This window comes from Streptomyces sp. NBC_00322, from assembly GCF_036147535.1.
GTDB lineage: Bacteria > Actinomycetota > Actinomycetes > Streptomycetales > Streptomycetaceae > Streptomyces.
This window is the reverse complement of the sequence record NZ_CP108019.1, coordinates 8,176,788-8,196,702: the sequence shown is the minus strand read 5'-3', so window position 1 is coordinate 8,196,702 and position 19,915 is coordinate 8,176,788. Positions and strand designations below refer to the sequence as shown.

Here is a 19,915-nt window from a genome sequence, read left to right as displayed (position 1 = left end):
GTCGTTCGCGAAGCAGAGGCAAGGAGGGCGGATGGCGATCCAGCAGGACGCGACGGCCGGTGACCGGCGGGAAGGCTTCAAGGACACCGTCGTACGGACCACGAATGCTGCGGGCGCCGCGATCGCGCAGCTCGCCTCCGGGCTCAGTACGGCTCTGCTGGCCCTGTCCGTGCTGCTCTGGCTGGCCGTCACCGCCATGGCGAGCCTGGTCGGGGTGGGGCTGCTCATGGCGCCCCCCGTACTGCGCGCTCTGCACACCCTGGCCGGCCGGGAGCGCCACCGGCTCGGCCGCTGGGGGCCCGAGGTCCTCGCCCCGGAACCTCCGCCGACGCAACTGCGGCTCGCCCTCCTCGACCCCACCACGCGACGGGAGCTGCGCTGGCTGGTCCAGCACGCCACCGTGGGGTTCCTCTTGGGGTTCCTCGGCGTCCTCCTGCCGATCTCCGCCGCGCGCGACAGCCTCTTTCCGCTGTACTGGAAGCTCGTGCCCAAGGACACGACCGCCACGTCCGTGGGGCTCGGCAACGCGCACTCCTGGCCGGACGCCCTCGCCGTGGCCATGCTGGGCGTGGGCTGGATCGCCATCATCCTGGGGCTCATGCCGGGCATGGCCCGGCTGCAGGCCCGGCCAGGACGCGCGCTCCTCGCGGCCGGCCCCGACACCGACCTCTCCCTGCGCATCGCCGAGCTCACCGCCACGCGCGCCGCGGCCCTGGACGCCCACGCCACCGAACTGCGCCGCATCGAGCGCTCCCTGCACGACGGCACCCAGAACCGGATCGTCTCCGTGACCGTCCTGCTCGGCGCCGCCCGCCGCATGGTGGCCCGGGACCCCGCCGGCGCCGACGAACTCCTCGAACGTGCCCAGTCCGCCGCCGAGCAGGCGCTGGCCGAGCTGCGTACGGTCGCGCGCGGCATCCTGCCGCCGGTGCTGGCCGACCGCGGGCTCGCCGGCGCGCTCGCCGGTCTTGCCGCGAACTGCGCGGTGCCCTGCCGGATCGACGTGGAGGTACCCGAGCGGTGTGCCGCCTCCGTCGAGGCGACCGCCTACTTCATCGTGGCCGAGGCCCTGACCAACATCGCCAAGCACAGCGGCGCCGCCCACGCCACCGTCACGGCGCGCAGCCGCGGCGGCCGTCTCCACCTGTGCGTCGAGGACGACGGCCGGGGCGGCGCGGACGAGGACGGCGGCTCCGGTCTCAACGGCATCCGTCGCCGGATCGCGGCCCACGACGGCAACCTCTCCCTGGCCAGCCCGCCCGGCGGCCCGACAACCCTGAAGGTGGATCTTCCATGCGGATCGTGATTGCCGAGGACGACCCGTTGCTGCGCGAGGGGCTCGCCCTTCTGCTGCGCGCCGAGTCCCTCGACGTGGTGGCCACCGCGGGCACCCCCGACGAGGCGCTGGACGCCATCGACGTACACAAACCGGACGTCGCCATCCTCGACGTACGGATGCCGCCGACCCACACCGACGAGGGGATCGTCGCGGCGGTCGAGGCCCGGCGCCGGCGGCCCGACCTGGCGGTCCTCGTGCTGTCCGCGTATGTCGAGCAGACTTTCGCCACCGAGCTGCTCACCGGCGGTGTGGGCGGCCTCGGCTATCTGCTCAAGGAGCGCGTCGGGCGGGTGGAGGAGTTCCTGGACGCGCTGCATCGGGTGGCGGCCGGGGGCACCGCCATCGACCCCGAGGTCGTCGCGCAGCTCTTCACCCGCTCCCGTCAGGACACCCGGCTCGACCGGCTCAGCCCCCGCGAGCGGGACGTACTCGCCCTGATGGCACAGGGGTTGGGCAACACCGCCATCGCCGAACGGCTCGTCGTGACCGAGGGCGCGGTCCACAAGCACATCCGCAGCATCTTCGCCAAGCTCGACCTGTCCCCCACCGACCAGGTGGACCGCAGGGTCGCCGCCGTCCTGCGCTATCTGGAGGATCTCCGCCGACTGACGTGAGCTGAGCCGTGAGTACGACCGAGGCGGGTACAGCAGGCTGTACCGCCCAGTGGCCCGCTGGCTTGATCGTGGTCCGGGCGTCTTCTTTCTACGTTGGTGATCGCACCGCTCGCCGCGATGCGACACCAACTCCCAAGGAGACAACAGCTCATGATGAACCGCCATCTCACGAACACGACGCTGGTGGCCGCGCTGGCCGCACTCGGCCTGGGCCTCGCGGCGCCCGCCGCGAGCGCAACCGAGACGACACACGACAGGCCCCAGAACAGGCTTCAGGACAGCGTGAACGCGATCCAGAAGACCGGCACCGTCGGGGTCCTGGCCCAGTCGACGGGCCCGGGCGCCAAGCGGTACGCCACCGCCGGGGTGGCCGACACCGCCACGGGGGAAGCGGTGCGCGCGGGTGACCGGTTCCGGATCGCCAGCACCACCAAGACGTTCGTCGCCACCACGGTGCTGCAACTGGTCGGCGAGGGGCGGCTTTCGCTGGACGACACCGTCGAGGACCTGCTGCCGGGCGTGGTGAGCGGCAACGGCAACGACGGCAGCAAGATCACCGTACGACAGCTGCTGAACCACACCAGCGGGCTGTTCAACTACACCGCGGACTTCCCCGAGATCAACAGCGTGGACGGCTTCCAGGCCGACCGCTACACCACCTGGACACGCTCCCAGCTCGTCGCCATCGCGATGAAGCATGCGCCGGACTTCGAGCCCGGCACCAAGTGGGCGTACTCGAACACCGGCTACATCCTCGCCGGAATGATCATCGAGAAGGCCACCGGCAACAGCTGGCAGCAGGAGGTGAAGCGGCGCATCATCCGGCCACTGGGCCTGCGAAACACCTTCGCCCCCACCTCGTATCCCCGCATTCCCGGCCGGCACCTGCACGGCTACTCCAACTTCGGCAACTCCGGCCCGACGATCGACGTCACCGACCTCAACCCGACCGCGGCAGGCCCGGCCGGTGCCATGATCAGCACGACCGGAGACGTGACCCGCTTCTTCTCGGCGCTCCTGGGCGGCCGACTGCTGCACCCGGCCGAGATGGCCGAGATGAAGACGACCGTACGGGCGCCGGAACTGGACCCCGTCTGGCCCGGCGCGAGCTACGGCCTGGGCCTGATGCGGATCCCGCTGTCGTGCGGCGGGGTCTACTACAGCCACGCCGGCGACCTGGCCGGCTACACCACCCGGGACGGGGTGAGCGCCGACGGCCGCCGGGCCGTCGTCCTGGAGGCAACGGGCGACGGGGCGAGTGACCTCTCCACGGAGCTGGCACAGAACGCGCTGATCGACAAGGAACTCTGCGCCACCGACGGGAAGTAGCAGGGCGCCGGCGGCCGATGGTCCGGTGACGGCGGCGCCGACTCGTCACCAGGGCACATCGTCCAGCAGCAGCTCTGCCGCCGGCTGCCGGCCGTCGGCAAGAGACTGTTCGGTCCACATGACCTTCCCGGTGGGCGTGTATCTGGTGCCCCACCGCGAGGCGAACTGGGAGACAAGGAACAGGCCACGCCCGCCCTCGTCCGTCGTGGCCGCGCGGCGCAGGTGGGGGGATGTGCTGCTGCCGTCGGACACCTCACAGATCAGACGGCGTTCGTGCAGCAATCTCACATGGATCGGCTCGGATCCGTAGCGGATCGCGTTGGTGATCAGCTCGCTCAGCATCAGCTCAGTGGTGAAGCCGATCTCCGCCAGACCCCATGTCTCCAGCTGACGGCCGCACGCGGCGCGGACGGGAGCGACGGCCGCGGGGTCGAAGGGGACGTCCCATTCGGCGACCTTGGCGGAGTCCAGCAGGCGGGTCCTGGCCACGAGCAGTGCGATGTCGTCCCTGCGGTGCGCGGACTCCATGGCGCCGAACACGGCCCGGCATGTCTCCTCGGGCGTACGGTTCGCGTCCTCGGCCAGGGTGGTGCTCAGCAGGCGCAGTCCGGTTTCGATGTCGCGGTCGCGGTGCTCGATGAGTCCGTCGGTGTAGAGAACGAGCCTGCTGCCCTCGGCCAGTTGCAGTTCGGCGGTCTCGACGGGCAGTCCGCCCAGGCCCAGCGGTGGGCTGACGGGCACCTCGGGGAAGTCCACCGTGCCGTCCGGGCGGACCAGCGCGGGGGCGAAGTGCCCCGCCCTTGCCATGCTGCACTTGCCTGAAACCGGATCGTAGATGGCGTACAGGCACGTGGCTCCCGTGATGCCCTCGGCGTCGCCGCCCTCTTCCTGGTCGATACGGGAGACCAGTTCGTCGATGTGCCCCAGGATCTCGTCCGGTGGCAGGTCGAGGGCGGAGAAGTTGTGGACCGCTGTGCGCAGACGGCCCATGGTGGCCGCGGCGTGCAGGCCGTGGCCCACGACGTCGCCGACGACCAGGGCGACCCGGGCTCCGGGCAGCGGGATGACGTCGAACCAGTCGCCGCCCACCCCGGCCGCCTGCGCGGGCAGATAGCGGTAGGCGACATCCAGGGCGTTCTGCTCGGGCAGGACGCGGGGCAGCAGGCTGCGCTGGAGGGTTACCGCCATGGCGTGTTCGCGGGTGAACCGGCGAGCGTTGTCGATGGCCACGGCGGCGCGGGCGGCCAGTTCCTCGGCGAAGGACAGGTCCTCCTCCTCGAAGCGTTCGGGACGCTCCGAGCGCCAGAAGTTGGCCATGCCCAGGACGACGCCACGAGCCTGCAACGGCACTGCGACCAGCGAGTGGACGCCGTATGCGAGGGCCTGGTCCGCTCCTGCGGGATCCTGGGCGCGCCAGCCGTGGGCGACGGTCAGGTCGGCCTCGAGCACCGCATGGCCGCCGGCCAGAGCCACCGCCATCGGCGTGCTGGGGACGACGAACCGGACCACGTCGCCCACCGGCTGGAACGGGTGGTCGTCGTGGATGCCGCTCACCGCCGTCCGGCGCATTTCCGTGTCGGCACCCGAGGGTTCCTCGCCGCGCACCACAGGGTCCAGCAGCTCGACCGTGACGAAGTCCGCGAACCGCGGGACCGCCACCTCCGACAACTCCTCGGCGGTCCGCGTCACGTCCAGCGTGGTGCCGATCCGTACCCCGGCCTCGTACAGGATCTTCAGGCGCTCCCGGGCCACCTCGGCCACGCCGGACAGTGCGCGCAGCTCGGTCGTGTCCCGGAGCGTCGCGACCTTGCCGGAGCTACCGCCGTACAGGTCCGTGGGCCTCGTGTTGACGGCCAGCAGGCGGTCCCCGGCCAGGTGCACCTCGTCGGTCACGGCACGACCCGAGGCAAGCAGCTCCGCGGTGTCGGTATCAAGGCCGAGATCGGCGACGTGGCGCCCCTCCGCGTCCGGCGGCAGCTCGAGGAGCCTGCGCGCCTCGTCGTTGACCAGCATCAGCCGGCCGTCGCCCCCGATAATGAGCACGCCTTCCCGCACGGCGTGCAGGACCGCGTCATGGTGCTCGTACATCCGGGTCATCTCGGTGGGGCCAAGACCGTGCGTCTGGCGTCGCAGCCGCCTGCTCACCAACGCGGAGCTCACTGTTGCCAGGGCCAGCGCGGCGCCGGCGCAGCCGAAGAGCCACGGCAGCTGCCGGTCCACCGCGCTCCCGACGTGTTCGATCTGGACGCCGGCGGCCACCAGGCCGACGACGGAGCCCTGCGCGTTGATGACAGGGACCACGGCCCGGGCCGCGTCGTTCGGGTCTCCCTCGAAGATCTCCGTGAAGGCTTCTCCGGCCGCCGCGCGCTCGATGCCCTCGGCACGACGGCCGATCAGGCTCGGATCGGTGTCGGCGTAGCGCATACCGTCCCTGCTCATCACGGCGATGAAGTCCACTCCCGATCCCCGCCGGGCCTCTTCGGCATGGGACTGCAGCGCGGCGGTGCGATTGAGGGCTCTCAGCGCCGCTGCGGTGCCCGGGGCGTCCGCGAAAGACTCCGCGGCAGCGAGCGAGCGGTTCTCGGCGTCCCGCTCGCTGTCGAACCGCGCCTGGAAGACGAGCGCCACCACGGCCCCGGCGATCAGCAGTACCGCGACCACGATCTGCAGGAGCAGCACCTGACCGGCTGCACTGTGCGGACCCAGCCGGGAAGGCCGGGGCGACGGCAGATGCTGCGGCGCAGAGGGCGCTCTGCGGGCTCCTGCGCTCCGCTCACCTTCCGGAACGGGACGTCCGCTCCGGCCGCGAAGCAGCCGACCGACGAAGGTGCGGCTCGACGAGAGCCAGAATCGCAGGGAATATCCCTTCATGTCCCATTTCTAGCATCGGACGACGTCCGGCAATGTTCCGCGACCACCGGACCACCGACGCCGCGGCGGGTGGCTGACCGGTCCGGGCCATGGCCGTCTTGAGGAATCCATTGACCTCAAGTTTGGTTCAGGTCATAGCGTTCTGGGTGCGCCCCGGGCCACGCCGGCCGACGGGTACCGCGTCGGCCCACGAGAATCCGGAGTCACCGCATGGACATGGAAGTCACCGCATGGACATCGCTCCACAGTGCGATGAACGCCCAACAGGAGCGCAGGCCCTTCTCCCGGGCCACCTTGCGCCGCATCGCCTCCTTCGCCCGCCCGCACCGTCGGCAGCTCTACCGCTTTCTGCTGCTCAGCGTGGTCACCGCTCTGCTCGCCGTGGCCACACCCGTCCTCGCCGGCCGCGTCGTCGACGCGATCGTCAAGGGCCAGGACACCGGCACGGTCACCCGGCTCGCGCTGCTGATCGGTGTCATCGCCATCGCGGAGGCAGCGCTCGGTCTGCTCACCCGCTGGCTGTCGGCCACCCTCGGTGAGGGGCTGATCCTCGATCTCCGCACGGCGGTCTTCGACCACGTCCAGCGGATGCCGGTCGCCTTCTTCACCCGCACCCGCACCGGCGCCCTCGTCAGCCGGCTCAACAACGACGTCATAGGGGCCCAACGAGCGTTCAGCAACACCCTGTCCGGCGTCGTGTCCAACCTCGTCACCCTGCTGTTGACGCTGGCCGTCATGCTCAGCATCTCCTGGCAGATCACCCTGCTCGCCCTCCTCCTGCTGCCGGTGTTCGTCGTCCCCGCCCGCCGGATGGGCTCCCGCATGGCCAAGATGCAGCGCGAGGCCGCCAACCACAACGCGGCCATGGGCACCCAGATGACCGAGCGGTTCTCCGCCCCCGGCGCGACCCTCGTCAAGCTCTTCGGGCGCCCCGCCGACGAGTCCGCCGAATTCGCCGCCCGCGCCCGCCGGGTGCGCGACATCGGCATCCGTACCGCCATGGCCCAGTCGGTCTTCATCACCGCGCTCACCCTGGTCTCCGCCCTGGCCCTCGCCCTGGTCTACGGACTCGGCGGCTACTACGCGCTGCGCGGCAGCCTGGACCCGGGCGCCGTCGTCGCCCTCGCCCTCCTCCTCGCCCGCCTCTACGCCCCGCTGACCGCACTGGCGGGCGCACGCGTCGAGGTGATGAGCGCCCTGGTCAGCTTCGAGCGGGTCTTCGAGATCCTCGACCTCAAACCACTGATCGCGGAGAAGCCGGACGCCCGCCGGGTGCCGGACGGGCCCGTGTCCGTGGAGTTCGACGGGGTCCGCTTCGGCTACCCCTCCGCCGACAAGGTCTCCCTCGCCTCCCTCGAAGAGGTCGCCACCCTCGACTCCCGCGGCGGCACGGAGGTTCTGCGCGACATCTCCTTCCGCGCCGAACCCGGCCGGATGGTCGCGCTGGTCGGCTCATCCGGCGCGGGCAAGTCCACGATCGCGCAGCTCATGCCGAGGCTGTACGACGCCGATGCCGGTTTTGTGCGGCTGAACGGCATCGACGTTCGCGACCTGACCTCGGAGTCGATCCGCGAGACGATCGGCATGGTCACCCAGGACGGCCATCTCTTCCACGAATCCGTCCGCGCCAACCTGCTCCTCGCCCGGCCCGCCGCCACCGAGGACGACATCTGGGACGCTCTGCGCCGGTCCCGGCTGGCCGATCTGGTGGCCTCGCTGCCTGACGGCCTGGACACCGTCGTCGGCGAGCGCGGATACCGGCTCTCCGGCGGCGAGCGGCAACGGCTGACCATCGCCCGGCTGCTGCTCGCCCGCCAGCGGGTCGTCATTCTCGACGAGGCGACGGCCCACCTCGACTCGACCTCCGAGGCGGCCGTGCAGGAAGCCCTGGGTGAGGCACTGGAGGGCCGTACCGCCGTGGTGATCGCCCACCGGCTCTCGACCGTGCAGGCCGCCGACCTGATCCTGGTCGTCGAACAGGGCCAGGTCGTCCAGCGCGGAACCCACGACGAACTCATGGCCGCCGGCGGACGCTACGAGGAGCTGTACCGCACCCAGTTCGAGCGCCCGGGAGCGGAGGAGGCGCACCCCGTCCACTGACCTCGGTGCGACCATGTCGCATGAATGTGGATATTCCCCTGCTCGAAGTCTTGCAAATTCACATTCATTTCGGCAGGATCTGCCGAGTCCGCGCCGGTCAACCGCACATTCTGGCTGCCCGTGGGCCCCTGCGTCGTTGAATCGACACACCCTGACCTCTTCGTCAGCCCCTGACGGGTCTGCTCTCCCCCGGGGGCGCCGTGGGCTGCGCCGTGGTGGTTTCTCTTGAAAGGCACGTCCGTTGAGCATGAGATCCGGCACCGGAGGCGGTCTGCGGGCGGACGCCCTCAGCACGTGGGACATGGTGGTCATGGCCGTCGCGGGATGCGGTCCGGCGTACACGGTCGCCGGAACCATTCCCGCGCTGATCGCCGCCGTCGGTGTGGCGAGCCCCGCCGCCCTGCTCTACTGCGCGATACCCGTGATCGGCATCGCCCTGGCCTACCGGCAACTCGGCCGTGTGGACCCCAATGCGGGAGCCGCGTACAGCTGGGTCGCCCGGTCGCTGCACCCCTTCCTCGGGTTCCTGTGCGGCTGGTCGCTCGTGGTCGCCTGCACCGTCTTCATGGCGTCCAGCACGGTGCCCGCCGGCAATGCGACGTTGTCCCTCATCGCGCCGAGCCTGGTCGGTGACCCGGTCCTTGCCGCGCTCGTCGGCTCGGGCTGGTTCCTCCTGATGGCAGGCGTGGTGGCGTTCGGAGCCCGGATCGGAGCCCGCGCGCTGACCGTCATCACGGCGGTGCAGGTGGTCCTGCTGATCGGCTTCGCGGTGGCCGCGCTGCTGTCCGACGGCAGCGGGACGGAGTTCTCGTTTTCCTGGTTCGGCTTCAGCCACTTCGAGGGGCAGGAGTCCTTCGTGACGGGCGCGCTGATCGCCACGTTCGCGTTCTGGGGCTGGGACGTGACCAGCAATCTGGGCGAGGAGACCCGGCGCGGCTCGCGCGGATCGGGGTTCGGCGGGGTCATCGGTGTGGTCCTGGCGTTCCTGCTGTTCGCGCTGGTCGCCGTGGCGGTCAATGTCCTCATGACGCCGGACGCCGTGTCGCACAGCCCGGAGGGCATTCTGATCGAGCTCGGCCAGCAGGTCTGGCCGGGTGTGGGCGGCACCCTGTTGGTGCTCGCGCTGCTGCTGTCGACGGTCGCCATGCTGGAGACCGCCCTCATCCAGGCCGGCCGTACCCTGTTCGCCATGGGCCGGGACAGGACGCTTCCCCCCGTCCTCGGCCGTATCCACGCCAAGCGGCACACGCCGTGGCTGGCCACCGTCGTCATCGCCGTGGCCTCAGGCACGCTCGCCATCGTCGAGGCCGTGCGACTCGAGCCGGGCGAGTCGATGCTCTCGGACGCCGTGAGCGGAGTCTGTCTCCTCGTCACCTTCTACTACAGCCTCGCCGGACTGGGCGCCGTCGTCGTACACCGCAAACTGCTGCGAGCCTCCGTGTCCAACTTCCTCCTCATGGGACTGTGGCCGCTGGTCGGCGCGCTGTTCATGCTGTGGATCATGATCGAGTCCGTGGCCTCCCTGACCACCGCAGCGTTGGTCATCGGGTTCGGCACGCTCGCCCTGGGGCTCGTACCGATGCTCGCCGCGTGGCTGAGGCAGCGACCGTACTTCGAACCCGGGCGTCTCGACGCCGACCGGGCGCGCGTCATGGACGACTCCTTCGGGGGCGCGGACTCCGGCGAGACCCAGGCCGTCAACCTGGCCAGGAGTCAGGACGAACTCCTCACCGACTTCTGACACCAGTTCCGCCTTCTGATCAAAGGACGCCTGCCATGGCCCTGGCCTGGAACCGAAGACGCTCCGCGGCACCTCATTACGACCAGACCTTCGGCGACAAGGCCCTGTCCGCCGCGTGCGAGGACATGGTCATGGGCCGCTGGGAAGGCGCACACGAGCTGCTGGCAACCACACCCCACAGGGACTGGGACCGTCGCAGTCACCGCATCCGGCTGCTCGCCCACACCGCCGCCGACAAGAGGATCGCCGAAGCCTGGCAGACCGCGCAGCCGCACAGCGCGGACGCCCTCGTACTGCGGGCGGACACCGAGGTGATGCGGCATTTCGCAGCCGCCCGTACGGGGACCATTCCGGGCCCGGACGTCCTGGACCGCACGGCCCATATCTGTCTCAACGCCTCGGATGTCTTCCCCCAGGACCCCCATCCCTGGGTGTCGCTGATCACCCTGGGCAGGCTGTATGAGAACGGTGCCCAGTCGATGAACCGGTGGTGGCCGGAACTGCTGGCCCGCGATCCGTACCACCGCGAGGCCCACCATCAGGCGCTGCGCTACATGACGGCTCGCTGGCACGGCTCGCACGGCCAGGCCTACGCCTTCGCCCGCGACTGCGCGGTCTACGCCCCGGCCGGCTCCCCGCTGTTGGTCATGCCGCAGGTCGCCCGCGCGGAGGAGTTCCGTCACCGCACCGAGACCGAGGGCGTCAGCCCGCACGCGATGGTCGGCTACTGGGCCGGGGAGCGCTGGGACCTCATGGAGACCATGGAACGCTGGATCGCGGTCCGGTCCCCCGTCGAGGCGGCACAGGACGTCGCCGACCTCAACCATCTCGCTCACGGTCTCGCCCAGGCAGGACTTCTCGCCGAGGCCGCGACGGTCTTCGACCTGCTCAAGGGACGGGCCACCCGGGTGCCGTGGTCGTACACGGGCGAGGCGGAAGCGGAGTACGTGCGCTGGCGCGACCGGTCGTCCCGTGCGGCCGCGGAGCACGCGGATCCGCGGAAAGGCTGACCACTGATGCGTACCGGCTCCTTCGACGAGAGCAACCTGCTGGAGCAGGCCGTCAAGGCTGCGGCGACCGGTGCGGGTTTCGCTCCGTTCACCGAGGGGCCGGCCGGTGCTGTCGACCGTCGCAGAGGGGCTGCGCACAGTGGCGGAGCGGTGTTCCGGTCGATGCTCGGGAAGGACTTCGGCCTGGGGCAGCCCGGCGCCCGAGAACGGGTCGGGACCGAGTGCTCTCCGTACGGCCTCAGCCTGGGCGTGCGCTATCTCCGCTCCGAACCAAGCGAGTTGGTGGAGGCGGCGGTGCGGGCGACGGCGGGCTGGCGTGCGGCAGGACCGCGGCGCAGGGCCTTGCTCGCCGTGGAGATGCTCTGCCGGCTCCACGACCGCAGCCATGAGATCGCGCACGCGCTGCACCACACCACGGGGCAGGCGTACACCACGGCCCACCGCTCGGGCGGTCCGCAGGCGCAGGACCGGGGGCTTGAGGCCGTGGCCCGTGCGCTGGCCGAGTCTGTACGCAATCCCGCCGAGCTGTCCTGGCAGCTGCCCGGCAAGCTGGGCGACCCGGTACATATGGACGGCACGTGCACCGTAGTCCCGCGCGGCGTCTCACTGCTTATCGGCTGCCCCGACTTCCCCACCTGGAACGGCTATCCGGGCCTCTTCGCCAGCCTGGTGACCGGAAATCCGGTGATGGTCAAGCCGCACCCTCGGGCGGTCCTCCCGCTCGCGCTGACCGTCCAGGTCGCCAGGGACGTCCTGGCGAAGGCGGGGCACGATCCCAACGTGGTGACACTGGCGGCGGAAGAGCCCGGCGAGAAACTGGCGTCCCGGCTCGCGACCGACCCCGCGGTCCGGCTCATCGACTTCACCGGCTCGGCCCGCTTCGGCGACTGGCTGCGGCGCAACGCCCGCCAGGCCGACGTGTTCGCCACAGCGATCGGGGCCAACACCGTGCTGGTGGACTCCACCGACGACTACCGCACCATGCTGCGCGAGCTCGCGCTGTCCCTGTCACTGTGCAGCGGCCAGACCTGCACAGCGCCGCAGAACATCCTGGTGCCTTCCCGCGGGATCACGACCAACGAAGGCCACAAGCCCATAGGGCGGTTCGGCGTCGACCTGAGCCGCGCCGTGAAGCGCCTCCTGGCGGAACCGCGGCGTGCGGCGGGGATTCTCGGGGCGATCGGCAGCGACCGTATCCGCAGCTCCCTCGCGCATGCGGCCGGATGCGGGGTGGTGGTGCACGCATCCGTGCCGGTCGACCACCCCGACCATCCGGCGGCGGACATCCGTACACCACTGATCGTCCGGCTGGAGGCACACGACGAGAGGGTGTACTCCCGTGAGTGGGCCGGTCCCGTCTCCTTCGTGATCGCCACCGAATCGACCTCGCAGAGCCTGGACATCTTCCGCCGCACCGCGCGCGGCCACGGCGGCCAGTACGCCTCCGTCCACTCGACGGACCCGCTGGTCCTGGGGGCGGCCGAGGCAGCGGCCCTCGACGCCGGAGTGCATCTGTCGGAGAACCTCGCCGGGAATGTCTTCGTGGACCAGTCGGCGGTGTACGGCGATTTCTGCGAGGCAGGCACGCCCGCGGGTGCCCAAACCGCCCTTGCGGACCCCTCGTTCATCACCGGGCGCTTCCGCCTCGTGCAGGCCCGCCGTCCTGCGGCCCGGGTGCGGGACATGAGCTCCGTCGGAGCGTAAGAAGTGTGGCGCCGTCAGGGAAGAGGCGCGCCGCGGGCGGTGAGCCAGAGTTCGTACCATTCCTCCCGGCTGAGGTCCGGTTCCCGCTGCGCGGCGTCACGGCAGGCACGGATACGTTCAGGACGCGCGCTGCCGACCACCGGCACGATCGCGGCCGGATGCCGCTGCAGCCACCACAGCAGAATCGTCTCCGGCGTCGTGCCCTTCTTGTCGGCCAGTGCCGAGATGAGCTGAGCGGTCGCGACCTCGCCCGGCGTTTCCTGGCGGCCCGTGAAACGACCCTGCGCGAGTGCCCCCCACGCCTGCAGGGAAATACCGTTCGCCCGGCAGAACTCGACCGTCCCGAACGGGAAGCCGTTGGCGGCTGCCTGCGGGGTGTTCACGAGGACACCGGCTTCGAGCCAGTCCCGCCGCTGCAGGCTCATCTCCAGCTGATTGGCGACCAGCGGGACGTCGAGACGTGCCTGAAGGGGGGCCATCTGTACGGCGCCCATGTTCGACACACCGAACCGTCGCACCAGACCCTGCCGGTGCAGCGACGTCAGCGCCTCGGCGATGTCGTCCGGGTCTGCCAGGGGATCCGGGCGGTGCAGGAGCAGCACATCGATGACGTCGGTCCGCAAACGGGCCAGGCTCTCCTCGACCCGCCGGGCGATGGTCGGCCCACTCAGGTCGTAGATGCCGGGCCGCTCGGCGTCCGCGAGTCGGATGCCGCACTTGGTCTGCACGACGATGCGCTCACGCAGCCCCGGGGTACGGGCGAGAACCTCACCGAAGACTGCCTCGGCCTTCCCGTGCCGGTAGATGTCGGCGTGGTCGAACGTGGTGATCCCACTGTCCAGTGCCGCCTCGATCGCCGCCTCGGCATCCGCGATGTCCCGCGCACCGTAAGGCTCGGTGTCCCAACTGCCGCCGAGCCCCATGCACCCGTACAGCAGCCGCCCACCGCTCGTCCCCGTCTTCGTCGTCACCTGGTCACCTTACGACGGGGTATCGGCAGCACCTGCCGAGCGACGGCCCAGCAGCGCACCGCCGATGATCCTGGCCGGCGGGCACAAGGTCTGGCCGTGCGCGGCGAAGAGCTCGTCGCGCGAGGACAAGCGCCCGAGGTCCTCGCGCACCAGCGCCGACAGGTCGAAGGACGAGCAGTTGTCCGAGCCGCAGGTCGAGCCGTCCCAGTCCACGGCGGTGGAGGCCAGGGCCTCGAAGAGCGTCTGCGACCCGGTGTTGGTGAAGCCCCGGGGGTTGGCCGCACTCAGCGCGTCGAGCGGCGCGTACAGCTCGGATACGTTCAACCAGGTCCGCCCGATACGGAACTCCGGCCAGGCGAGGAGGACCGTGTCGGGCACCAGGCGGCGGAGCCGTGGGAAGCGCGAGTACCAGAACGAACCGTCCACCAGAAGGCCACGCACACGGGTGGAGATGCCGCCCGCGCGGGCGACCGCTTCGAGCACGGCCAGCCGCTGGCTGCACGAACCGACGCCTCGCGCCAGTGTCCGGGAGACGGGCTGTGTGTCGTCGAGTGCGTACACCGGCCGGACGGTCTCACTGATGAGACGGTGCGCGGCCTGCAGCAGTGCGCGCTCCCCCGGCTGCGCCGCGTCCCGGGCGGCTGCGAGCAGGTGCTGCACTTGAGGGTGACGCCAGTCGAGGATCGGGGTGGGGTCCGCGGACCCGAGGTCGTCGACGCCAACGGTCGTTGCGGGTCGCCGGTGTCGCCACCACGGAGTCAGCACAGCGCTTGTCATGCCCTGAATGCTACGAGCCTTGTGATTCTGGTGCGTGAGTAGCCTGGTGTTCCGCGATCGAGTGAGCGGCCGATCCACCTGTTCAAACGATAGGGGTTCCTGGCTATGGGAGTACCCGGCGAGGCCACGCGCGCCAGCTATGACCGCGTGGCCGAGGCGTACGCAACCCAGTTCTCCGAGGAGCTGCGCGGCAAGCCGCTGGACCGCGCGCTGACGCACCCGTCGGGTCACGGTGACGGAAGCGGATAGGGGAAAGTAGGGCCATGACGTCGCTCTCCGGAATACACGGCCGATGACGCAAGATCAACCCTCGGTCCTCGAACCCGCCGCTGCCGAGCACGCCGCTCCGCCCGCTGTGCCTCACCCGCGAACGCCGCCGACCACCGGGAAACCGCCGAGCCGATTCGACGGCCTGCGGCGCCACCGGCAGTGGCTGTTCGCACTCGCCGTGGTCGCGCTCCTCTCGCAGATGGCCATCGCCATGGTCACCACCGCGGTTGAGCAGACCCCGACCATCGACGAGCCCGTGTACGTGGGCACGGCTGTGGTCTACGTACAGCAGCACAGCCTGCGGTACAACCCTGAGCACCCACCGCTGGGCAAGCTGATCATCGCGACCGGACCCGCATTGGCCCACCCTCATCTCGACCCTGCCTTCGTCGGCAACCAAGGGGCGCTCGGGCGGCATCTCCTGTACGAGTCGGGCAACGATCCGTGGCGAGTGATGCTGTGGGCGCGACTGCCGGTGATCGTGATGACGCTGCTGTTCGGGCTGGTCGTCCTCGCGTTCGCCCGTGATCTCGCAAGCTCCGTGGGCGGGTTGACAGCGCTCGCCCTGTACGCGTTCTCGCCCGACGTCATCGCGCACGGGTCGCTCGCCACGCTCGACGTACCCATGGCCGGCTTCCTGCTGACGTTGGTCTGGTTGCTGTGGCGGGCGCGGCTGCGGCCGCGCCTGTATCTCCCGCTCGCCGGGGCGGCGCTCGGCGCGGCCGTGTCCACGAAGATGAGCGCGCTGCCCGCCGTTCCGGTGCTGCTGCTCCTGGTCGTCCTGTCGGTCTGGTACACCCGCCGGAAGCGCGGCACCGGCAGGCGGGAGACGGCGCGGCTGCTTGCCCTCGGCGTGGCGGCGGCGGTCGCGGTGGCGCTGGTCATGGTCGCCGTGGTGTGGGCGACCTATCTCGCCGTCGACCCGCGGTTGCGCTGGGCTGCGCCCGAGAACGTGCCGGTCGCCCACGGGCTGCGAGGACTTGCCGTCGACTGGCTACCGTTCCCGCAGCCGTACCGGGACGGGATGCGCGTCCAGTTCGCCTTCGAGGACGCGAAGTGGACCGGCTTCCTGCTGGGCAGGCATTACAGCGGATCGCTGTGGTACTACCTGCCGACCGCGCTGCTGATCAAGACCCCGCTGGGCATGCTGGCGCTCTGGCTCGCCGGTGCTGTCGCCATCGTGGCGCTGCCCCGGCTGCGACCCGCGGCACCGTATGTGCTCGTCCCCCCGGCCGTACTGCTGGCCGCGGCGCTCAGCGGGTCCCGCGACTTCGGCGTCCGCTACGCCGTCTTCCTGCCGATGTTCCTCGCCGTCGCGGCGGCCTGCCTGGTCGCCTTGAAAAGGCGGTGGGCACACGTCGTGACAGCGGTGTTGGTCCTGTTCGTCGCGGTCGGCTCGCTGCGGACGTACCCGTACTACCTGCCGTACTCCAACGAGGCGTTCGGCGGGCCGTCGAAGACCCACCTGCGTCTGCACGACTCCAACGTCGACTGGGGCCAGGACCTGGGGAGGCTCGCCGACCGCCTGAGGCAGCGGTATCCCGGCGAGAAGATCTGGCTCGTCTACAAGGGCAGCGGAGTGCCTGCCTTCTACGGCATCGACGCGTCCGACCCGCGCACGGTGCCCCCGGACCAGGTTCACGGGCTGCTGGTCGTGTCGGACTCATCGATCGCCAAGGCGGACGGCCGGCTCAAGGCGCTGATCGACAACAGCAGGCCGATCGAGGAGGTCGGCCACTCGATCACGATCTTCCGCCGGTCGTGACCATGTCGGTGCCGGTCAGCGGGCCTGGCGGCCGATGACAGCTGTGCCGAGGGTGCGCTTGGGGCGCGGCTCGACCGGCTCGTCGCGGGCCTGGGCCCACAGGGAGCGGACATGGCCCAGGTGGCGCGCCATGCAGGCCTCGACTGCGGCTTGGTCACCCGCCACCATCAGGTCCAGAAGTTCCAGGTGTTCCTGGGCGGAGGAGATCAGCTGGCCGCGTTCGTCGAGCCGGGTCAGACCATAGAGGCGGGACCGCTTGCGCAGCTCGCCGACTGTCTCGACGAGACGGTCGTTGCCTGCCAGGGCGAGCAGGCCGAGGTGGAAGCGGCGGTCGGCGTCCAGATACCCGATGAGGTTGTGCTCCCGCGCCTGGGCCACGATCTCCTCGGCGATCGGGCGCAGCGCCTCGAGCTGCTCCGTGGTCGCGGTCCGGGTGACGTTGCCGACGGTCGGGACCTCGATCAGCGCGCGCAGTTCGGTGTACTGGTCGAGATCGCGTTCGCTGACTTCGGTGACCCGGAAGCCTTTGTTGCGTACGGGCTCGACCAGGCCCTCGCGGGCGAGGTCAAGCATCGCCTCGCGTACGGGGGTTGCGGAGATGCCGAAGTCGGCGGCGAGGCCGGGGGCGGAGTAGACACTGCCGGGACGCAGTTCGCCCGCGACGAGTGCGGCGCGCAGCGCGTGGGCCACCTGGTCGCGCAGCCGTTCCTGGGCCGTGATCAGGTTGCGCTGCTTCAGGTCGCCCATGGCATGTCCTCCGGGATGGCGCGGAGTGCCAGCGTACAATGTCACCTTTTCAATGCCCGGGCGGGCTGGGGGGCATTAGGTTCGGGCGGTCCCGTCGCGCGCACCACGACGGGACCGCCCAGGAGCGGAGCGCGTCAGCTGCGCAGCGGCCCCTCGCAGCGGTACGTCGACGAGCCTGCGAGCCGGTTGCTCCAGATCTCCACTGGCCCGAAGGAGCAGTTCATGTCAGCAAGGTTGTTCGACGCCGCCCCCGCACGGTCGAGGATGAAGTAGTCGACCGTCTCGGACATGTCCTTGAAGACGCGGTCAGGGCTGCCCGCGTCGGAGAGATTCGCGGTGATCCTCCCCGTGCACGTAAAGCGCCGTTTGCCGGGTTCGCCGCCCTCGGAGCACACCGGGTCGGCGTACGTGGCGGTGGCGAAGGACTGGCGTACGGCTTCCGAAGTGGCGTCCCTGAGCTGATCGTTGGGTGTGAAGGTCGTGTTGGGCACGTACAGGTCGTCGACCTTGGCGATCTGTACGTCGAGGAAGCTGTCGTACGCCCGTTGCAGCGCCGCGTCGCCGCCGAGGCGGGTGCGCCAGGCGTCGAAGCCCGCGGGGTCGTCCGCCCGCAGGTATCCGTACATCTCGCGGAGCAGGGCGGGGCGTTCGGTCCACAGGTACTCGAAGAAGGTGCCCGCGTAGTTGTAGAAGCGGAAGCCGTCCCCGTCGTACGTGGCGTGCAGCAGCTGGTTCACGGTCATCCGGGGTCCGCCGCCCGCGGTGTCATTGATGATTCCGCGGACCAGGGACTTGCGTACCTTGATCCCGTCGTCGCGGGTGGAGCCGTCGAAGAACTCGGCCGTCCCCTCGTCCATCGCGGTGGTCCGGTCGCCGCTGTACCAGGGCCCTTCGCCGAAGTAGCCGGGGACGGCCCAGCGACCGTTGAGGTAGTGCACGTACTCGTGCCGGAAGAGCTCCTCGAGGGTGAGCGAGGAGTCCTGCGGGACCCGGCGCTGATAGGTGTAGAAGGTGGCGCCGCGCTCGATGTAGATGCCGCCGTTCTGGGTCCCCATCCCCGTCAGGATCGGGTGGTAGACCTCGTAGTCGGCGCGCGAACCGTAGAGCACGATCGTCAGCGAGGTGTTGGTGTCGCCGGCCAGCGGCTGCTCGGTGCCGAGGACCCGGTGGAACTGCGCCCTGACCTGCTTGCTCGCGTAGTAGAGCTGGTCGACGGTGGCGCGGTCGAGACCGGTGCGCACCTTGATGGCGCCGTTGTCGTAGGTGTACGTGTACGGGAAGATCTTCCGCTCGATGTCCTCCTTGCACACGGCGTAGGGCTTGCACGCCTCGTAGAAGTTGAGCCACGACACGAGTGAGGCCCACGGGCGGCTTCCGTCGCCGAAGTTGGTGCGTGCGACGGGCAGCAGGGCTCCGAGGTCGGGAACGATCCGCGCCTTCAGGGCGTCAACCTGGCCGAAGCGGCCGTATTCACCGAGGGCGTCGCGCACGACCCATTCGTTGACGGTGCCCTTGAGGTGCGTGTAGTCGGCGAAGGCCCGGAAGGAGGTGCGGTACGAGGCGTTCTCGGTGACCACGTTGTGGAAGGCCGAGTCCCGGTTGCCCGGGTAGATGCCGAGGTAGTTCACGGAGAGGGCGGCCAGGGCCGCGCCGCCCCAGGAGGCGTTGTCGTACTGACCCTTGTGGTAGTGGTCCATCGTGGCGAGGACTTTTCTGATCAGCCCGAGCTGGCTGTGCCGCAGGCCGGGGGCGCTGCCCGTGTAGAGCGCCTCGCGCAGGGTCTCGGCGTTGGTCCGCGTGACCTGGAAGGTGCGGGTCGCGGTCCCGAAGTCGTAGATCGCGCGCCGGAGGACCTCGGTGGTCGGGACGTCGGTGATGTCTATCTCGGGGCGTGAGAAGTCGTGGTACACGACGGCATGGAGATAGGTGAACATCTCCAGCAGGTGGGTGCCGTTGCGGCCGTCGTGGGCGGCGGCGAGCGAGGAGATCCGGCGGCCGACGGCCTGGACGTGGGCGTCGGACATCACCGGCGTCAGCCGGGCGTCCCAGGTCCAGATGAGATCTCGGAGGCAGCCGTCGGCGGTGACGGCCGGGTCGGCGAGGAAGTCGGCGAGCTGCTCGGGCGCGAGGCGCGTGATGCCGTCGAAGGTGCAGGGGACTCCTGCGGCGCTGACCGGAGCGCTCAAAGAAGCCTTGCTCTTGCCCGGGCTCTGGCGGCCGGGTGTACGGCCTTCCGCCAATCCGCCGGGTGCGGAGGCCGGCTTGAGAGCGGGCTTGGGCGTCTTGGCAAGGTGTTCGACCTCGTCGAAGGGGTTGTCGGCGCCTGCGGTCGCGGGCGTGGCGACCGGGCCCGGCCGGGCGGCGAAGGTGGCGGGTGCCTTGGAGGCCGTCGGTTCCCTGTCCACGGCTTGGGCGGTCTGCCCGAGCGCGGCGAGCAGGGCGACGGCTATTGCTCCGGCGAGCAGGGGTCTGCGCGCGGATCTGAGCTGGGACACCGGTGACTCCTGATGTGGGAGGTGGGAGGTGGCTGTGCGGTGTGACAGCGGTGCGGTCATCGCGAACCGGCCGAGCACGGACGGGAAGCGCTTCCGGACTCGGATGGTCTACGATGTGACCCGTAACATAGTAATGTGAAATTGCACTGACAACCCCTCAGAGTCCGTTCGTCTTCGAGGAG

14 protein-coding genes are annotated in these 19,915 nt (G+C 70.1%); 9 read left to right on the top strand and 5 right to left on the bottom strand.

Annotated elements, in window-relative coordinates; translation table 11 throughout:
- The first annotated feature begins 31 nt into the window (after positions 1-31).
- The 3 genes from OG905_RS37340 (at position 32) to OG905_RS37330 (ending at position 3,282) form a co-directional block, all read left to right on the top strand.
- Positions 32-1,306, top strand: coding sequence for a sensor histidine kinase (locus OG905_RS37340; protein WP_328681494.1), 1,275 nt, complete (start codon positions 32-34; stop codon positions 1,304-1,306).
- On the top strand, positions 1,294-1,953 hold the full coding sequence (locus OG905_RS37335) for a response regulator transcription factor (RefSeq protein WP_328681493.1): 660 nt from the start codon (positions 1,294-1,296) through the stop codon (positions 1,951-1,953). Before OG905_RS37340 ends, OG905_RS37335 begins: the two co-directional genes overlap by 13 nt.
- Before the next feature lie 150 nt (positions 1,954-2,103).
- Positions 2,104-3,282 (top strand): serine hydrolase domain-containing protein, encoded by a 1,179-nt coding sequence (locus OG905_RS37330; RefSeq protein WP_328681492.1) that lies wholly within the window; start codon positions 2,104-2,106, stop codon positions 3,280-3,282.
- Positions 3,283-3,327: 45 nt separating this feature from the next.
- On the opposite strand, the gene OG905_RS37325 is transcribed toward OG905_RS37330, so the two are convergent.
- Positions 3,328-5,961 carry a SpoIIE family protein phosphatase gene (locus OG905_RS37325; protein ID WP_443044040.1) on the bottom strand — a complete coding sequence of 878 codons (2,634 nt, stop codon included), beginning with the start codon at positions 5,959-5,961 and terminating at the stop codon, positions 3,328-3,330.
- 402 nt (positions 5,962-6,363) lie between these two features.
- Here OG905_RS37325 and OG905_RS37320 point away from each other — a divergent pair, with 402 nt between their 5' ends.
- The 4 genes from OG905_RS37320 to paaN all read left to right on the top strand — a co-directional run bounded on the left by OG905_RS37320 (position 6,364) and on the right by paaN (position 12,708).
- A complete protein-coding gene (locus OG905_RS37320; protein ID WP_328681489.1) occupies positions 6,364-8,253 on the top strand; it encodes an ABC transporter ATP-binding protein in 1,890 nt (629 codons plus the stop codon).
- Positions 8,254-8,500: 247 nt separating this feature from the next.
- Positions 8,501-9,994: an APC family permease gene (locus OG905_RS37315; protein ID WP_328682811.1), complete on the top strand. Its 1,494-nt coding sequence runs from the start codon at positions 8,501-8,503 to the stop codon at positions 9,992-9,994.
- A gap of 35 nt (positions 9,995-10,029) precedes the next feature.
- The gene (locus OG905_RS37310) at positions 10,030-11,004 is read left to right on the top strand and encodes a hypothetical protein (RefSeq protein WP_328681488.1); all 975 of its coding nucleotides are present in this window, start codon (positions 10,030-10,032) and stop codon (positions 11,002-11,004) included.
- Between the two features lie 6 nt (positions 11,005-11,010).
- Positions 11,011-12,708 (top strand): phenylacetic acid degradation protein PaaN, encoded by a 1,698-nt coding sequence (gene paaN / locus OG905_RS37305; RefSeq protein WP_328681487.1) that lies wholly within the window; start codon positions 11,011-11,013, stop codon positions 12,706-12,708.
- Between the two features lie 14 nt (positions 12,709-12,722).
- Here the strand turns inward: paaN and OG905_RS37300 are convergent, their stop codons facing one another.
- Complete coding sequence (locus OG905_RS37300; protein WP_328681486.1) at positions 12,723-13,679, bottom strand: aldo/keto reductase; 957 nt, start codon at positions 13,677-13,679, stop codon at positions 12,723-12,725.
- 9 nt (positions 13,680-13,688) lie between these two features.
- Positions 13,689-14,456 carry a transglutaminase domain-containing protein gene (locus OG905_RS37295; protein WP_328681485.1) on the bottom strand — a complete coding sequence of 256 codons (768 nt, stop codon included), beginning with the start codon at positions 14,454-14,456 and terminating at the stop codon, positions 13,689-13,691.
- A 105-nt stretch (positions 14,457-14,561) separates the two neighbouring features.
- Here OG905_RS37295 and OG905_RS37290 point away from each other — a divergent pair, with 105 nt between their 5' ends.
- The gene (locus tag OG905_RS37290) at positions 14,562-14,705 is read left to right on the top strand and encodes a hypothetical protein (RefSeq protein ID WP_328681484.1); all 144 of its coding nucleotides are present in this window, start codon (positions 14,562-14,564) and stop codon (positions 14,703-14,705) included.
- Positions 14,706-14,748: 43 nt separating this feature from the next.
- The gene (locus OG905_RS37285) at positions 14,749-16,491 is read left to right on the top strand and encodes an ArnT family glycosyltransferase (protein ID WP_443044039.1); all 1,743 of its coding nucleotides are present in this window, start codon (positions 14,749-14,751) and stop codon (positions 16,489-16,491) included.
- Between the two features lie 15 nt (positions 16,492-16,506).
- Here the strand turns inward: OG905_RS37285 and OG905_RS37280 are convergent, their stop codons facing one another.
- Both OG905_RS37280 and OG905_RS37275 read right to left on the bottom strand, forming a co-directional pair.
- A complete protein-coding gene (locus OG905_RS37280; protein ID WP_328681483.1) occupies positions 16,507-17,238 on the bottom strand; it encodes a GntR family transcriptional regulator in 732 nt (243 codons plus the stop codon).
- Positions 17,239-17,372: 134 nt separating this feature from the next.
- Positions 17,373-19,733, bottom strand: a complete 2,361-nt coding sequence (locus OG905_RS37275; RefSeq protein ID WP_328681482.1) for a collagenase — start codon at positions 19,731-19,733, stop codon at positions 17,373-17,375.
- Between the last annotated feature and the right edge of the window lie 182 nt (positions 19,734-19,915).

Excerpts from the sequence above, each read along its gene's own strand:
- OG905_RS37280 (WP_328681483.1), bottom strand. The coding sequence starts at position 17,238 with ATGGGCGACCTGAAGCAGCGCAACCTGATCACGGCCCAGGAACGGCTG.
- OG905_RS37295 (WP_328681485.1), bottom strand. The coding sequence starts at position 14,456 with ATGACAAGCGCTGTGCTGACTCCGTGGTGGCGACACCGGCGACCCGCA.
- paaN (WP_328681487.1), top strand. The coding sequence starts at position 11,011 with ATGCGTACCGGCTCCTTCGACGAGAGCAACCTGCTGGAGCAGGCCGTC.
- OG905_RS37290 (WP_328681484.1), top strand. The coding sequence starts at position 14,562 with ATGGGAGTACCCGGCGAGGCCACGCGCGCCAGCTATGACCGCGTGGCC.
- OG905_RS37320 (WP_328681489.1), top strand. The coding sequence starts at position 6,364 with ATGGACATGGAAGTCACCGCATGGACATCGCTCCACAGTGCGATGAAC.
- OG905_RS37285 (WP_443044039.1), top strand. The coding sequence starts at position 14,749 with ATGACGCAAGATCAACCCTCGGTCCTCGAACCCGCCGCTGCCGAGCAC.
- OG905_RS37335 (WP_328681493.1), top strand. The coding sequence starts at position 1,294 with ATGCGGATCGTGATTGCCGAGGACGACCCGTTGCTGCGCGAGGGGCTC.
- OG905_RS37340 (WP_328681494.1), top strand. The coding sequence starts at position 32 with ATGGCGATCCAGCAGGACGCGACGGCCGGTGACCGGCGGGAAGGCTTC.
- OG905_RS37315 (WP_328682811.1), top strand. The coding sequence starts at position 8,501 with ATGAGATCCGGCACCGGAGGCGGTCTGCGGGCGGACGCCCTCAGCACG.
- OG905_RS37310 (WP_328681488.1), top strand. The coding sequence starts at position 10,030 with ATGGCCCTGGCCTGGAACCGAAGACGCTCCGCGGCACCTCATTACGAC.
- OG905_RS37330 (WP_328681492.1), top strand. The coding sequence starts at position 2,104 with ATGATGAACCGCCATCTCACGAACACGACGCTGGTGGCCGCGCTGGCC.